The organism is Pelomonas sp. V22, assembly GCF_030014915.1.
In the GTDB taxonomy this organism is placed as follows: Bacteria; Pseudomonadota; Gammaproteobacteria; order Burkholderiales; family Burkholderiaceae_C; genus JAUASW01.
Genome location: NZ_JAGIXS010000007.1, coordinates 33,442 through 49,694, shown reverse-complemented (window position 1 = coordinate 49,694; position 16,253 = coordinate 33,442). Strand labels below are relative to the sequence as shown.

At 61.4% G+C, this 16,253-nt stretch carries 11 protein-coding genes; 9 read left to right on the top strand and 2 right to left on the bottom strand.

The window, feature by feature from the left end; translation table 11 throughout:
• Positions 1–8: 8 nt before the first annotated feature.
• The 9 genes from J7U46_RS19535 to J7U46_RS19495 all read left to right on the top strand — a co-directional run bounded on the left by J7U46_RS19535 (position 9) and on the right by J7U46_RS19495 (position 9,807).
• Positions 9–1,418 (top strand): cytochrome bc complex cytochrome b subunit, encoded by a 1,410-nt coding sequence (locus J7U46_RS19535; protein ID WP_282828863.1) that lies wholly within the window; start codon positions 9–11, stop codon positions 1,416–1,418.
• Positions 1,419–1,446: 28 nt separating this feature from the next.
• Positions 1,447–2,229, top strand: coding sequence for a cytochrome c1 (locus tag J7U46_RS19530; protein WP_282829154.1), 783 nt, complete (start codon positions 1,447–1,449; stop codon positions 2,227–2,229).
• 112 nt (positions 2,230–2,341) lie between these two features.
• Positions 2,342–2,959, top strand: coding sequence for a glutathione S-transferase N-terminal domain-containing protein (locus tag J7U46_RS19525; protein WP_282828862.1), 618 nt, complete (start codon positions 2,342–2,344; stop codon positions 2,957–2,959).
• Between the two features lie 16 nt (positions 2,960–2,975).
• Positions 2,976–3,554 carry a ClpXP protease specificity-enhancing factor gene (locus J7U46_RS19520; protein ID WP_282828861.1) on the top strand — a complete coding sequence of 193 codons (579 nt, stop codon included), beginning with the start codon at positions 2,976–2,978 and terminating at the stop codon, positions 3,552–3,554.
• Positions 3,555–4,143: 589 nt separating this feature from the next.
• Positions 4,144–5,289, top strand: coding sequence for a tyrosine-type recombinase/integrase (locus J7U46_RS19515; RefSeq protein ID WP_282828860.1), 1,146 nt, complete (start codon positions 4,144–4,146; stop codon positions 5,287–5,289).
• Positions 5,286–6,788: a tyrosine-type recombinase/integrase gene (locus J7U46_RS19510; protein WP_282828859.1), complete on the top strand. Its 1,503-nt coding sequence runs from the start codon at positions 5,286–5,288 to the stop codon at positions 6,786–6,788. Before J7U46_RS19515 ends, J7U46_RS19510 begins: the two co-directional genes overlap by 4 nt.
• 205 nt (positions 6,789–6,993) lie before the next feature.
• Positions 6,994–8,703 (top strand): hypothetical protein, encoded by a 1,710-nt coding sequence (locus J7U46_RS19505; RefSeq protein ID WP_282828858.1) that lies wholly within the window; start codon positions 6,994–6,996, stop codon positions 8,701–8,703.
• The gene (locus tag J7U46_RS19500) at positions 8,700–9,188 is read left to right on the top strand and encodes a hypothetical protein (RefSeq protein WP_282828857.1); all 489 of its coding nucleotides are present in this window, start codon (positions 8,700–8,702) and stop codon (positions 9,186–9,188) included. The genes J7U46_RS19505 and J7U46_RS19500 overlap by 4 nt, the downstream gene beginning before the upstream one ends.
• A 196-nt stretch (positions 9,189–9,384) precedes the next feature.
• Positions 9,385–9,807: a TolC family protein gene (locus J7U46_RS19495; protein WP_282829153.1), complete on the top strand. Its 423-nt coding sequence runs from the start codon at positions 9,385–9,387 to the stop codon at positions 9,805–9,807.
• Positions 9,808–10,163: 356 nt separating this feature from the next.
• Here J7U46_RS19495 and J7U46_RS19490 read toward each other — a convergent pair whose 3' ends face one another.
• Positions 10,164–12,731, bottom strand: coding sequence for a heavy metal translocating P-type ATPase (locus tag J7U46_RS19490; RefSeq protein ID WP_282828856.1), 2,568 nt, complete (start codon positions 12,729–12,731; stop codon positions 10,164–10,166).
• Between the two features lie 327 nt (positions 12,732–13,058).
• A complete protein-coding gene (locus J7U46_RS19485; protein ID WP_282828855.1) occupies positions 13,059–16,244 on the bottom strand; it encodes a CusA/CzcA family heavy metal efflux RND transporter in 3,186 nt (1,061 codons plus the stop codon).
• Positions 16,245–16,253: the final 9 nt, after the last annotated feature.

The window sequence follows — 16,253 nt, the reverse complement described above, 5'->3', positions numbered from 1 at the left end:
AGGTAAACATGGCTGAATTCAAAGAAGCTCCCGCTGGCGCCTCCATCGCCACGCAGCTGATGACCTGGGTGGACAACCGCTTCCCGGCCAGCAAGATGTACAAGGAGCACATGTCGGAGTACTACGCTCCGAAGAACTTCAACTGGTGGTACATCTTCGGCTCGCTGGCCATGCTGGTGCTGGTGATCCAGATCGTCACCGGCATTTTCCTGGTGATGCACTACAAGCCGGATGCCAACCTGGCGTTCGCCTCGGTCGAGTACATCATGCGCGATGTGCCCTGGGGCTGGCTGATCCGCTACATGCACTCGACGGGCGCCTCGGCCTTCTTCGTGGTGGTGTACCTGCACATGTTCCGCGGCCTGCTGTACGGCTCGTACCGCAAGCCGCGCGAGCTGGTCTGGATCTTCGGCTGCGGCATCTTCCTGTGCCTGATGGGCGAAGCCTTCATGGGCTATCTGCTGCCCTGGGGCCAGATGTCGTACTGGGGCGCCCAGGTGATCGTGAACCTGTTCGCCGCCGTGCCTTTCGTGGGTCCGGACCTGGCGCTGCTGATCCGCGGCGACTTCGTGGTGAGCGATGCGACCCTGAACCGCTTCTTCAGCTTCCACGTGATCGCGGTGCCGCTGATCCTGCTGGGCCTGGTCGTGGCACACATCATTGCGCTGCATGAAGTGGGCTCGAACAACCCGGACGGCGTCGAGATCAAGGGCCCCAAGGCTCCGAAGGACGCTGCTGGCCACCCGCTGGACGGCATCCCCTTCCATCCGTACTACACGGTGCACGACATCTTCGGTGTCAGCCTGTTCCTGATCGTGTTCTGCTCGATCATCTTCTTCTCGCCGGAGCTGGGCGGCTACTTCCTGGAGTACAACAACTTCATCCCGGCCGACCCGCTGAAGACGCCGGCACACATCGCCCCGGTCTGGTACTTCACACCGTTCTACTCGATGCTGCGCGCCACCACCGACGTGATGGTCAACGTGCTGTCCGGCATCATCGGCCTCGGCGCCGTGCTGGCCGTGCTGAAGGGCAACTTCGCCGGCAAGGGCAAGATCGCCGTGCTGGTCGGCGCCCTCATCGGCATCGTTCTGCTCAAGACCTTCGACGCCAAGTTCTGGGGCGTGGTGGTGATGGGCGGCGCGGTCGTGATCCTGTTCTTCCTGCCCTGGCTTGACCACAGCCCGGTCAAGTCGATCCGCTACCGTCCGAGCTGGCACACCTATGTCTATGGCGTGTTCGTGGTGTTCTTCCTGGTGCTGGGCTACCTCGGCATCCAGCCGCCCACCGACATCGGCACCCTGATTGCCCAGATCGGCACGCTGTTCTATTTCGGCTTCTTCCTGCTGATGCCCTGGTGGAGCAAGCTGGGCACGTTCAAGCAAGTGCCCGACCGCGTGAACTACCACGCCCACTGATCGCCACAGCACCGGAGTTACAAGAATGATGAAAAAGCTCATTGCTACGCTGCTGACCTCCCTGGCCCTGGGCGCGGCCCTGGTGCCGGGAGCGCAAGCCTCTGGCGGCGGCATCGAATGGGACAAGTTCCCCAAGGAAAAGATGACCGACATGGCGTCGCTGCAAAACGGCGCCAAGTTGTTCGTCAACTACTGCCTGAACTGCCACTCGGCAGCCTTCATGCGCTACAACCGCCTGCAGGACCTCGGCCTGACCGAGCTGCAGATCAAGTCCAACCTGATGTTCGCCTCGGACAAGGTCGGCGACCTGATGAAGGTCTCGCTCGATCCCAAGCAGGCCAAGGAATGGTTCGGCGCCGTGCCGCCGGACCTGACCGTGATCGCCCGCTCGCGCGCTGATGGCTCCAAGGGTTCGGGTGCCGACTACCTCTACACCTACCTGCGCACCTACTACCGCGACGAAACCAAGGCCACCGGCTGGAACAACCTCGCCTTCCCCAGCGTGGCCATGCCGCACGTGCTTTGGGAACTGCAAGGCCAGCGCGCAGCCAAGTTCGCCGAGGAAGCCGATCCGCACGACCACACCAAGACCACGCACGTGTTCAAGGGCTTCGAGCAGCTGACCCCCGGCAAGCTGAACGAGCAGGAGTACAACAGCGCCGTTGGCGACCTGGTGGCCTACCTGCAGTGGATGGGCGAACCGGCCCAGGGCCAGCGCTTCCGCCTGGGCGTGATCGTGCTGCTGTTCCTGTCGATCTTCACCGTGATCGCCTGGCGTCTGAACGCCGCGTTCTGGAAAGACGTCAAGTAAGAAGTAAGCTGCGGGCTCAGGGTCTGTTCCTGAGCCCCATCACGCAGTGGGGCCGTCTGCCGGCCACCCACTGCGTTTGTTTTTTGACCTTTGAACTTCGGGAGCCGCCGTCATGATGGTGCTTTACTCTGGAACCACCTGCCCCTACTCGCACCGCTGCCGCTTCGTGCTGTTCGAAAAGGGCATGGACTTTGAAATCCGCGATGTGGACTTGTTCGCCAAGCCCGAAGACATCGCCCTGATGAACCCGTACAACGAAGTGCCGATCCTGGTCGAGCGCGACCTGATCCTGTACGAGTCGCACATCATCAACGAGTACATTGACGAGCGCTTCCCGCATCCGCAACTGATGCCCGGCGACCCGGTGGCCCGCGCCCGCGTGCGCCTGTTCCTGCTGAATTTCGAGAAGGAACTGTTCGCTCATGTGAACGTGCTGGAAGGCCGTGGCACGACCGTCAAGGCAACGGACAAGCAACTGGAAAAGGCACGCTCGCAGATCCGTGACCGCCTGACCCAGCTTGCCCCGATCTTCCTGAAGAACAAGTACATGCTGGGCGACGACTTCTCGATGCTCGACGTGGCCATCGCCCCACTGCTGTGGCGCCTGGACTACTACGGCATCGACATGTCCAAGAACGCCCTGCCGCTCTTGAAGTACGCCGAGCGCATCTTCTCGCGCCCGGCCTATATCGAGGCGCTGACCCCGTCCGAGAAGGTGATGCGCAAGTAAGCGCGGCTGCCAGCACATGGATTCCACCAGCGACAAGGGCGCCAGCACCTCGACCCGGCCCTACCTGATCCGGGCCCTGCACGACTGGTGCACCGACAACGGCTTCACGCCCTACATCGCAGTCCACGTGGACCGCATGGTGCAGGTACCGATGGAGTACGTCAGCAACAACGAGATCGTGCTGAACGTCGGCTTCGACGCCACCTCGGGCCTGGAACTGGGCAATGACTTCATCCAGTTCAAGGCCCGCTTCGGCGGCGTCGCGCGCGAGATCCTCGTGCCGGTGGACCATGTGGTGGCGATCTACGCCCGCGAGAACGGCCAGGGCATGGCCTTTCCGGCCCCCAATGTGGAAAGCATGCCCGAGGCCGCAGCCCCGGCCGGCGCCGCGCCTCGTGGCGGCGTGACGCCCTTGCGCGGCCTGCGTCTGGCGTCCACGCCGGAGCCCGAAGCCCCTGCGACTCCGGCACCCGCCCCTGCTCCCAAAGCCAAGGTCGAAGAAGCCAAGCCCAAGGCCGATGGCAACGACGGTGGCGACGACGAGCCCGCCGGCCCGGCCAGCGGTGGCCGCCCGGCGCTCAAGCGCATCAAGTAGGCAAGAAACAAGTTCAAGGTTCGCATCCGGGGCGGCTCACTGCCCCTACAATGCGGCTCCCCTTGAGGGATCAGCCGGCTTAGCTCAGTTGGTAGAGCAACCGCCTTTAATACGTAATCCAATCGCCGTTGCGTTTGGATGCTTCCTCGACTAGCATCCCTGCCTCGGGTAGGTGGGGTGTTGGCTGTTCGGCTGATGCATCCCGCCTTGTGAAAGGCGAGTAGCAAGAGGGGGCGCGGGGGAGATTTTGGCGGCTGTGGATAACTTAGCCCTGCAGCGGTGGCGTGCGTTAGATGCAGCGCTAGTGCTCAGCAAGGTAGCGGACTACGCAAAGGCGGATTCCGCCTATGTACCAGTCAAGGATCGCTCCTTATCAAGATGGCACGTCGCGTGCTGCGGGACCGACTTTGAGCTCTTGTTGACTGGTCCCAAGTTTTGGGATGCCAGAGAGCAAGTCGGAGGAGGCGGTGCCGTCGACTTGGTGATGCATCTTGAGAAGCGATCCTTCAACGACGCTGTAACCCGGCTCGTGAGCCTAGGCCTGTAGCACGCCATGCTATTGAGAACGCCTGGGCGACCAAGCGTCGCTTTGATTTCCGACCGTACATCGCTACCCCGTTTCTGGGCCACTGTCTGGTTGACCGGGCTCGGAGGCGCGGGCAAGAGCGAGAATACGCAGAAGGCTCGCCTTCGCCACATTGGGGCCTTCTACGAGGCCTGCGATGCTCGCTATGGCCCCGATGCATTGGACAGGGCCATCGGCGGAGGCCACGTCAATGCCGTGTTGGCGATGCTGGGTGACTTCTATTTGACGGTGTCGACAATCCAGTCACCGGACAGCTGGGATGTGTCCCGTTGGGAGGCTGTTCGCGCCTTCTCCAAAGCTGTTGCTCTGTTGCTCACCCCCTGGGATGCCGCGTGGAATGTGGTCCCACACTACTTGGAGTCTCTCGGCGAAATCCGCCGCGGAGATGAGGGCAAGTTCAGGTTTGTCCGAGCACTGCCCGACCTAGTGCTTGATGAGCTTCTAGCCATCGCGCATCCGGAGAGCGAACTGAACCCGTTCAAGGACGAGCGCGTCCGGTGGCGGAATTGGCTGATCGTTCATCTCCTATTGCTCGGCGGGCTCAGACGCGGCGAGTCGTTGCTCTTGCAAGTCGATTCGTTGAAGCACGACGTTGACCGCGTCACAGGGCAGTTGATTTACTGGCTTGACGTGACGACGACGGAGTACGAGGACGAGCGAGCTACGAAGCCGAGCATTAAGACGGCAGAGTCCCATCGACAAATCCCGGTCTTGTCCGATCTGGTGGCCATCTATGAGCACTATGTAAACGAAATGCGGGTTTCGGACGGCGACGTTCCATTCCTGCTCACCTCTGCGCGGTCTAGCGCGTTGTCGGCCGAGTCCGTGACCAAAATGTTCGAGCAGTACACGGCCGCCCTGTCGCCGGTTGCATACGCTCGTTTTTATGAATGCACGGGGGGCAAACGCCACATCTCTCCACACGATCTTCGACACACCAGTGCGACAGCCCGGTATGCGTTGTTCATGGCCCAAGAGGATGGGAGCAAGGAACTGACGCTGCAGCGCATGCGGGCGTTCTTCGGCTGGTCGGTCACTTCCAAGATGCCAGAGCTCTACGCCAAGGCAGCAATTCAGGATGACCTACTTCGTTCCTGGAACGACCTTTTCGACAAACGCATACTCCGTCTTCGAGCCGGCAATCAATGACTCTCCATCAAGCTCCTTGGTCGGCGCCGCAGCCCAGCAAGACGCTGGTTCCGGCATCCGTTCTGGAGTGGCCATGGCCGGCATGTCCGAGTTCCATTTCGATTTACGACAAGTACGCCGATGTGCGCGCCACACTCCAGGTCTCCGAGACTACATGGTCCATTCCCACACGTGGCCTAACCGAGCGATTGAGCTTTTCTAAAGCCGAGCTTGGTGAGTTGCAGCGGAAGCTGGCTATACAAACGCAAGCTTCAAACGCCCCGTCGACCCTGGCGATGTTCGTGCGGACTATGGTGAACCATTGGGCCGACTACGAACGATTGCTGCTTGGCGGCCCCACGGAAGTGCGGGCCCTTTGGGCCGAAACCATTCACGACGTCACGGCTGCCAAGGCCGCCAAGATGATCCTGAAATTGGTCTGTCGCCTCGAGTTGGGCGGATGGGCTCCTTTGCATAACGCGCTTGTGAAGTCTCTCGATACGTTGGCGGATGCGCCACTGCGGTCTCAGCGAGGCAAGCTAAAGCGTCGGGAGAAAGTGTTGACTGTCAGCACGCAGGCAGACATCGTCGGCGTCCTTGACGAAGCTGCAGTCGACCCCAATTTGGATGAGCTTGAAGCCGAAGGACTGGCCGCACTTGCGCTGTTCTTTCAGCATGGCATGAGGCCTGTTCAACTGCTTGCACTTAGGCTCGAGCACTTGCCGGCGCCCGTCCTCGATGCGTCTGGTGATGCCGCACTCGTGGTCTCCTATCACGCGGCGAAACAAGGAGGCAAGACTTGGGAGCTACTTCGCCAAGTGAAGCCGGAGTGGGTTTCGTTGTTGGTCAAGCTCCGGGATTCCGCAATTCGTGCTGAGCGGAGTCGTGCGTTCTCCAGCACCACAGCCGCGAAGTTGTGGAAGTTGGTCAAGCGTGCATGCAAGGAACGGGGGTTGAACGTCGACTTCAAGGCGTATGGGGTGCGGCACACGTCTGCGCAAAGCCTTGCAGACGCGGGCCATGACCGTGCGAGCATCAAAGAGTTCCTGGGCCACGGCAGCGTGAACGCGGCCACGACGTATCTTCGGGCTAGTCGCCAACAGGGCGAAATCGTGAACAAGGCGCTCGGGGCTTCGAAGCTCTACGAAACGATCATTGCGTTCTCGACGGATGCGTTCATCGACACCAAGCAACTGCTCGAGGCAGGTGAGGACCAGCAGATTGGTGCCGTAGTCGGAAGTCGTCTGGTGGCTGGCATTGGAATCTGCCGCTCTGGCCAATCGAACTGTTCGTACAACCCGGTCACTTCATGCTATGCGTGCAGCCGGTTCATGCCAGTGGCTGAGGTCGCCCCCCATCAAGAGGCGATCGCCGGAATGCGCGAACAGGTTCAACTCTACTTGGGTGATTCCAGCTCGGAATCCAGCCCGGCCTTCCTGCAGCTCCGAACAGCGTTGTCTGGGGCCCAGCAGGCTCTTGAGCTTGCTACAAGCATCGTGGGGGAGGCCGACGTTGACTAACGATCTTCAGCACCTTCAGGACCGAAGCGTGCCGCCTGTCACTTACGCAAGATTCATTGACGCGGCAAAACGTTTTACTTCGTCAAAGGATGTCCAATGGGGCACGGCTGACGAAGTAGGCTCATATCGCGAAAGGACCGATTGGGACCTCCGCCTTCTGACCAATAGCCACGACAAGTTCGCCTCTCGATTGGGAGCATTTCGCGTGGACGACAAGGTGCGAGGTCTAGCGCTTCAGGCGGGCTGGGCTTCGGCCTCGCTGCCCCAGGGCCCCTTCCTTGCGCCTGAAGTTCAAGACTTCATCAAGGCGGTCGTGGCGCATAAGTGTCTTGCCGCAAGGTCGCCGCGCGCCACCCGAAACTATGCCTTGGTGTTCAAGACGTTTTTCGCAACGACCAGCAAGGTGCCATGGCACCTGAATAGCGAAGACATCGCGCGTTGGCAGGGCTTGCTCAATCCTTCTGCGGCCGCTCTGAAAGCGGTGAGGTCGTTGGTCCGTGTCATCAATGAGAACCTCCTTTCCGAGGCTTGCCCATTGTCAGCGCCGGGACCGGGGGCGACATTCATCGACCTACGGAAGTCGCTCGTCGAACGCGACAGTGCTCACAAGCTCCCAAAACGAGACGCCCTCTATGAACTGGCTCGAATCGTGTTCAGGGAGCGGCCGGAGACGCACAACCATTTGATCCGATTCAGCGCCATCCGCGTTTTGACTCTGACAGGCTTGCGCCTCAATGAGGTGCTCTGGCTCCCGGCAGACTGCCTACGCTGGGAGTCGCATTTGGACGTCGTGACCGGTAAGCCAGCGGACCAGATTGGCGGTGTTGGTCAGACCCTACGTTTGCGACACTTTGCCCTGAAACAGGAGGAAGGCCGTCCGGACCTCTTGGTCGAAGAACACATGCTTGTGCCGACTCGGTTCCAACAGGCATTGGCCACTGCTGTCCACTTGGCGCTTCAAGCGACCGCCGAACTTCGCGCGGTCTTGGCCGCACAGCACGAGGGGATAGGTGCTTCTCCAAATTCTGACTTACGACGCTTCAGTACGTCAGCCGGCGCCAAGTTGACGACGGCGGACTTGCTCTACCTTCAGCCGGTCCGAGGGCGCGATGTGCCTTACCCCGTTCCGCACGACCTTGCAGTGACGACGCTCGGCCAAAATGCGATCTACATGGCCTTGGGTCTTGTGGCTGACAAAGCGGCTTACTCCTTCTTCTCCAGATACGGACGTGAGCCCGATCACAAGGACTTTTCGGTGAAGCCGCATTCGCTGCGACACCTGATGAACACAGAGCTGTTCAGGCATGGGGCGCCCGATACCGTCATCACTCAGCAGTTTGGGCGGCAGACCGTCGCACAGAGCTACGAGTACGACCACCGGTCGCTGGCTGAGAAGCTTGCGTTTGTGTCGCTACCCGGGGAGACGAAGGGTTTCCTGACTCCGGGAAGTCCGCAGGAGTTAGTCGCCAAGATGGTTGTCGGTGGGCTAGTGCCAACCAGCCATATCGCCCGGTCGTTTAAAGCCATTCAAGCAAAGGAAGGGGATTTGGCCGCCTTCAGATACCTAGCAGCGAACTCGGACGGCTTCCACGTCACGCCATACGGATACTGTGTCAACAGCTTTTCGATGAATCCCTGTGCGAGGCACTTGAAGTGCTTCGACCGCTGCAAGCACTTCACGGCCAGTGGCCTACCGGAACACCGAGAAACCTTGGAGTCGCTGCGTGCGAAGTTGGTGGAGATGCGAAACGCTGCGGCGGCTAAGCCCGTGAAGACAGTCGGCCGACGGAACCAAATCGCCCACGCGGAGTCGTTACTTTCTGGTGTGGCCGCCGCTCTCGATGCTTCGCCCAACAGCCCAGTGTTTGAGGTCGGAGTCGACCACTCAATCGTCTTCAAGGATGTGCTGTCATGAGATTGACGGTAGATGCTAACCACGAGGAACTCAGTCGCATTCTTGATGAGCTTTTGGCCGTCGATGTGGACATCTCTGCGAGAGAGATCGCCCGTCGCCACAGTGTGTTGAAGAATGCGTCGGCGTTCACCCGTCACACGGAACGTGCAGGGCTGATTGCGGCCGCGCAAAGGCGACAAACAGACGCTCGAAACGTACGTGAGCTGCCTGTGGCCAAGAAGGCGGCTACTCTGGCGGAGCAACTGGCGGAGAAGTCTGCGCGCGTCGAGGAGTTGGAGCGGCAGGTAGCCGGATTGGTAGCCTCACACGCTGCATGCGTTCGCGCCGTCATGCAGCATGGCGGTGTGCGCGCTCTTCAGCAGTTTTGGATGGAGTATCGCGGGCTTTCGGACATCCTTCAGGAACTGAACGCGCTGCCGGCGGGGGCGAAAGTCATCCCTATTGGGCAGAACCTGGACTTTGAGAAGGCCAAGATAGACATCTAGACCTTAGGCAGAAAGAGAGCCAGATCAGGGTGTAGCGCTAGCGATAGGATGCCGTGCTGCTGCAGCGCCCGGACCTGCGCGCCGCCGAGCAGCAGTTGAAAGCCTCGGCCTTTGACGTGGGCGCCGCCCGCGCCGCGCGCTTCCCTCGCCTGACGCTGACCGCCAGCACCGGCACGCTTTCGCCGGAGCTGGACGGCTGTTCAAGAGCGGAACCGGCTTCTGGAGCGTGCTGCCGCAACTGGACCTCCCGCTGTTCGACGGTGGCACGCGTGCCGCGCAGGTCGACATGAGTGAGGCCAGCCGGCGCGAGGCACTGGCCACGTACGAGGGCGCGCTGCAATCCGCGTTCCGCGAAGTAGCCGACGCGCTCGCCGTGCGCGACGGCCTGGCCGAGCGCCTGGACGCCCAGCAGGCCCAGGTCGCCGCAGCAGCACAGTCCCTACGCTTCGCGGAGGACAGCTACCGCCTTGGCGGAAGCAGCCAGCTCGAGCTGCTGGACGCCCAGCGGCAACTGGCCACCGCGCAGCAGGCGCTAATCACGCTGCGGCTGGTTGAGCATGCCAACCGCGTTGCCCTGCTGCGGGCGCTGGGCGGTCGATGGACACGGCCGACTCTTTGATCGGGACAATGCAGCGACTTCAAAGCGCAACGATCGAATGATCGAACGCTGCAATTGTCGATATCGCCAGTGTATTGAGAACGTGGCGATAGCTCTTACGGGATCGGCGCGTTCGCAGCGGTTGCTGCCCTTCCATGAGCAATTTGCGAAGGGCGGCTTTCGGCCACCAGTGGTCGTCGACGGATGCCGGCTTTGAGGTGTAGCGTTCGGTCCGAGAACCGTGCTTATAGAAGAAGGAGCTCAGGAACTCCAATGCAGCTCTTGGACGCGCCGCGAGAGAGCGGCCAGTTGGCGGTGGACTGGTAAATGGCAACAGTGACGGCAGCATTGCCGCCGGCCCTGATTGAGCTGCCGATCTATGCAGCCTTGTAGGCAAGAAGGCGCAACGCATTGACGACAACCAGCAGCGTTGACCCCTCATGAAAAATCACCGCGGCCCCAATGTTCAGCCCGAAGATCGTCGCGGGAATGAGCACCGCGACCACCCCGAGGCTCACCCACAGGTTCTGCTTGATGATGCGACTGGTACTTCGCGAGATCCCGACAGCAAAGGGCAACTGCGCCAAGTCGTCAGCCATGAGTGCGACGTCGGCCGTCTCGAGTGCCACGTCTGACCCGGCCGCACCCATGGCAATGCCAACCGTGGCGTTGGCCATCGCGGGCGCGTCGTTTACGCCATCACCAACCATGGCGACCTTGCCGTGCTCGGCACGCAGCTTCTTGATCTCTTCCACCTTCTGCTCGGGCATCAAGTCTCCCCGTGCCTCTGTCAGCCCTACCGCCTGTGCCACGGCATCAGCCACCTTCTGGTTATCTCCAGAGATCATGATGAGACGCTCGATGCCCAACTTGCGCAGACTCTCCGTCACCTGCTTGGCGGCAGGACGCGGCGTATCCATCACACCCAGCACGCCAAGGAAGCGATTTGCCTTGCGTACGACCATGGTGGTACGCCCGTCATCAACGAGCTTCCGATTGAGGGAGTCGACATCGGCGGGCATGGACGAGTCGGGCAGCTCAGTGAACAACACGGGCTTGCCGATGTAAACCGTCTCGCCTCCGACCTGCGCCTGCACGCCACGCCCTGTGATGCTCTTCACCTCTGAGGCCTGAAGAGCAGCTGCGTCCTTCAGCCGTTCCCGTGCCCCATCCACAATGGCTGAGGCCAAGGGGTGATCGCTGTGCGCTTCCACGGCCAGCGCAACGGACAGCAACTCTTCTTCAGTCGCGCCATTTGCCGCGGCGACGTCGGTCAGTTTCGGTCTGCCTTCTGTGAGCGTGCCGGTCTTGTCGAACGCAATCGAGGTCAGCGTGCCCAGGTTCTCCAGCGGCCCGCCACCCTTGACCAGCACGCCGCCTCGCGCAGCACGCGCCACGCCGCTCAGAACCGCGCTGGGCACCGAGATCGCAAGCGCGCAAGGACTGGCTGCAACCAGCACAGCCATCGCCCGATAGAAGGTTGCTGAGAACGGCTCATCGACCACCAGGCCTGCGAACAGCAGCAGCACGACCAGGGCGAGCACCGCAGGTACAAAGATGCGCTCGAACTTCTCAGTGAACTGCTGAGTGGGCGAACGTTGAGCTTCAGCCTCGGTCACCATCTTGACCACGCGAGCCATCGTCGATTGATCTGACTTGCGAGCCACCATCACCTCAATGGCGCCGGCGCCATTGATCGTGCCCGCAAACACCCGGTTCTCTGCTGGCAAGCGCTCGAAACCCTCGACTGCGGCTTGCCCGTTCTCCACCGGCTTCTTGTCGACAGGCACGCTCTCCCCAGTGACAGGTGCCTGGTTGATGCTCGAGGTCCCTACGACGACCGCGCCGTCGGCCGGCAGGCGTTCATTGGGCTTCACGATCACGACGTCGCCGACCTGCAGCTGATTCAAAGGAACGACTTCGGTACCCGTGCCGCGGCGGACGGTGGCAGTCTCAGGTGCCAGCTTGGCCAAAGCCTCAATGGCCCGCCGAGCGCGACCCATCGCATAGTGCTCCAGCGAGTGCCCAAGGCTGAACAAGAAGAGCAGCAGCGCCCCTTCGCCCCATTCGCCCAGAGCCGCGGCGCCGGCAGCAGCGACGAGCATGAGGGTATCGATCTCAAAGCGCCGAGCGCGCAAATTCTCGATGGCCTCCCTGACTGTGAAGAAGCCGCCAAAGAAGTAGGAGGCAGCGTAAAGAGCAGTCGGCAGCCAGCTAGGGAACAGCATGCTTCGACCACACAGCAACCCAGCCAGAAGCAGCCCGCCAGCGATGGCAGCAAGAATGAGTTCGGACTTCTCGCCGAAGGGGCCGCCATGGTCATGGCCTTCTTCACCCTCGCCGTCGTCCTCGTCGTGTTTGTGGCCCTTGTGGTCCTTGCGGTCCTCTTTGTGATCGTCCCCATGATCGTGACCATTGCCGTGGTCGTGACCACCCCCGGCGTCAGCCTGGCGAACCGTCGAAGAGCTGCCGGCCTCGCTCGAACGCTTCGCTACAGCGCTCACGGCAACGCCAAGTGCATTGAGCCGCTTGTGCATATCTGCTAGATCGACCGCGGTTCGGTCGTACTCGATGCGCATGGCGCCCGCCGCTGACACTTCGGCTTCGATCACGCCGGTCAGCGCACGAAGCTGGCTGGCAATGCGCTCGGCCGCACGCGCATGCATGGGACCGGGCACCGTTCCTAAGAAGTGGGCATACCGGTCAGTGATCTCAATACCGGAGGAGATCACCAGCTCACGCAGCCTGGCCACCGAGATCACCTCAGGGTCGTAGTGGACGCAGAGCTGGGGCTTGCCTTCATCCACGCCGACCACATGGGCCTGCGCGACGCCGGGTCGTCCGGTCATGCGCTCTTGCAGCCGGATGACGCAGGCATCCTGGGCATCTGGAATGTCTGGCAGCAGCAGAGGCAGATCCAGACGAATCTTCTGAGATTGGCTCATTGCGATTTCACTTTCCTAGATAGGTCGGCAGCTGCTATGGCAGCCACCTCTTGTTTCGACGTCGCCGCTTGATAGTCCCGCGCCTTCGGTCTCTCCTTTGGCGCCGGTGGACATAGAGCTGATGCGCGAAGAGCGCAACAGCCAAAGCGGCGAACACAATCAAGCAGCCGAGCAGGTAGTCGGCAACTGGGCACTCGTCGGAGCACAGGCGGACAAGGCTCAAGATCAATCCACTTGGTTCTCGTGTTCTCGTAAGCAAAACAGTTCATTGCGAAGCTCATGACAAAAGAAGGCTGCAAAACACGGGTCCTGCAGCCTTCAACGTCATCAATGCGCAGCGAGCTTTTCTGCGGCGGCTGGGACCTCTTCGTCCGCAGCCACCTCCGTGTCGTCTCGCCTGTGCGCCCATCGATAAAGGATCGGAAGGACGAGCAAGGTGAGCGCTGTTGACGACAAGATGCCGCCGATCACCACCGTCGCCAAAGGCCTTTGAACTTCAGCACCGGTGCCGGTTGCCAAGGCCATGGGCACGAAGCCCAGAGAGGCCACCAATGCCGTCATCAGGACAGGTCGCAGTCGCGTCAGCGCGCCTTCGCTCACGGCTTCATCGACAGTTCGGCCTTCCTCGCGCAGGCTGCGAATGAAGGACAGCATCACCAAGCCGTTCAACACCGCCACCCCGGACAGCGCAATGAAGCCCACGGCAGCCGAGATCGACAACGGAATCCCGCGCATCCACAGCGCCAGCACGCCGCCCGTGAGGGCAAACGGGATGCCGGTGAACACCAGCAGACCGTCCTTCGCATTGCCGAACATGGCGAACAGCAGCACGAACACCATCAAGAGCGACAAGGGCACGACGATCTGCAGGCGCTGGGTCGCAGATTGCAGTTGCTCGAAGGTACCGCCCCAGGTGGTCCAGTAGCCAGTCGGCACCTTGATCTTCTGATCGATGGCCGTCTGCGCGTCAGTCACAAAGGAGCCCAGGTCTCGCCCGGTCACGTTCGCGCTGACGACGATGCGGCGCTTCCCGTTCTCTCGCGACACCTGGTTGGGGCCGGGTGCCAGCTCCAGTGAAGCAACCTCGGACAGCGGTACATAGGTGACTCGCCCCTCGGCACTTCCTCTGGGCAGCGGCACGGGCAGTCGGCGCAGCGCCTCCATGTTCTCGCGCTGTGCGTCCGGCAAACGGACGAGCATCTGGAAGCGGCGATCCCCCTGGAAGAACGTGCCGGCCTCTCGGCCGCCAATGGCAGTGGCCACAGCGTCTTGAACATCGGTCATGTTCAGTCCATAGCGCGTTGCCTTGGACCGGTCGATGTTGACCGTTAGCATGGGTAAGCCCGTGGTCTGCTCGACCTTGACCTCGGTAGCGCCGGGCACGGCCTGAAGCACCTGCGCGATCTTGCCGGCCGTCTCGTTCAGCACATCGTTATCGTCACCGAAGACCTTCACCGCCACATCGGAGCGAACACCAGAGATCAGCTCATTGAAGCGAAGCTGGATCGGCTGCGAGAACTCATAGTTGTTCCCGGGAACCTTGTCTGCTTCCTCCCGAATGGCGGCCAGCAACTCGTCCCGCGTCTTGCGCGGGGTCGGCCACTGGTCTGTGGGCTTGAGCATGATGTAGCCATCCGAGATGTTCGGTGGCATCGGGTCCGCCGCGATCTCTGCGGTACCGGTTCGGGCAAAGATGCGCTCGATCTCAGGGAACTTGGCCTTGAGGTGAGACTCCAGCTGCTTCTGCATCTCGACCGATTGGGTCAGGCTGGTGCCGGGGATGCGCAACGCCTGGATCGCGAAGTCACCTTCGTTCAGGTTTGGGACGAACTCGGAGCCCAGCCTCGTGGCTACCGCGCCGCAGAAGACCACGAGCACGGCGGCCGCCGTCAGCACGACGGGTGCATTGCCGAGCGAGCTGGCCAGCAGCGGCTTGTAGCGGCGCTCCGCCCATTGCATCAGGCGGTTCTCTTTCTCAGCCACCCGGTTACCCATGAATAGCGCCACGGCCGCCGGCACGAAGGTCACCGACAACAACATCGCGCCGAGCAGCGCCAGCAGCACCGTGTAGGCCATGGGGTGGAACATCTTTCCCTCGACGCCGGTGAGCGCCAGGATCGGGATGTAGACCACCATGATGATGAGCTGCCCGAACAGCAGTGGGCGGCGGGCCTCACGAGCAGCAGCGAACACCTCATGGAAGCGCTCGTTGCGCGTCAAGGCGCGTCCCTTGTGCTCCTGGGCATGCGCCAGGCGTCGGACGCAGTTCTCCACGATCACGACGGCGCCGTCCACGATGATGCCGAAGTCCAGCGCACCCAGGCTCATCAAGTTGGCGCTGATGCCGGCCTTCACCATGCCCGTGAAGGTGAACAGCATCGACAAGGGAATCACCATGGCGGTGATGAGTGCCGCACGAATGTTGCCGAGGAACAAGAACAGCACGGCGACGACCAGCGCGGCGCCCTCGATCAGATTCTTCTGAACGGTGCGAACCGCCTTATCGACCAGGGTGGTCCGGTCGTAGACCGTGATCGCCTTGACGCCCGCAGGCAGTGTCTTGTTGATCGATTCCATCTGCTTATCGACAGCGCGCGAGACTGAACGGCTGTTCTCACCCATCAGCATGAAGACAGTGCCGAGCACGACTTCCTTGCCGTTCTCCGTCGCCGCGCCCGTGCGCAGTTCGCGACCCAGCTCCACATCGCCAATGTCCCGCACGCGGATCGGTTGCCCTTGAGCGGTACCGATGATGATGTCCCGCATGTCGTCCATGGACTGGACTTGGCCAGGCGCCCGCACCAGGTACTGCTCGCCCTTGCGCTCAATGTAGCCAGCGCCTTGGCTTGAGTTGTTCTTCTCAAGCGCATTGACCACATCCGCCAGGCTCAGGCCATAGGCCGAGAGTCGCTCCAGGTTCGGCGCGACCACGTACTGCTTCTCGAAGCCGCCAATGGAGTTGATCTCCGTGACGCCTTTGACGTTGCGCAGTTGCGGCTTGATGACCCAGTCCTGGATCTCGCGCAGGTCTGTGGCCGTGTAGGGCGAGCCGTCAGCCTTCTTGGCGCCGGGCTCAGCCTCTACCGTCCAAAGGTAGATTTCCCCAAGGCCGGTAGAGATCGGTCCCATGGTGGGCGCGATACCCGCTGGCAGACGGTCGCGAGCTTCCTGGGTGCGCTGATTGACCAGCTGGCGCGCGAAGTAGATGTCGGTCCCATCCTTGAAGATGACCGTGACCTGCGACAAGCCGTAGCGAGACAAGGAGCGTGTCTGCTCCAGACCAGGCAGGCCTGCCATCACCGTTTCGATAGGAAAGGTGATGCGCTGTTCAGTCTCAAGCGGCGAGTAGCCGGCGGCTTGCGTGTTCACCACCACCTGCACGTTGGAAATGTCAGCGACAGCATCAACGGGCAGCTTGGTGTAGCTGAAGAGGCCAAGTCCGGCGATGCCGAGAACGGCCAGCATGACCAGCCAGCGCTGCTCGATGCAGAAGCGAATAAGTCTTTCAAACATGGATTCGCT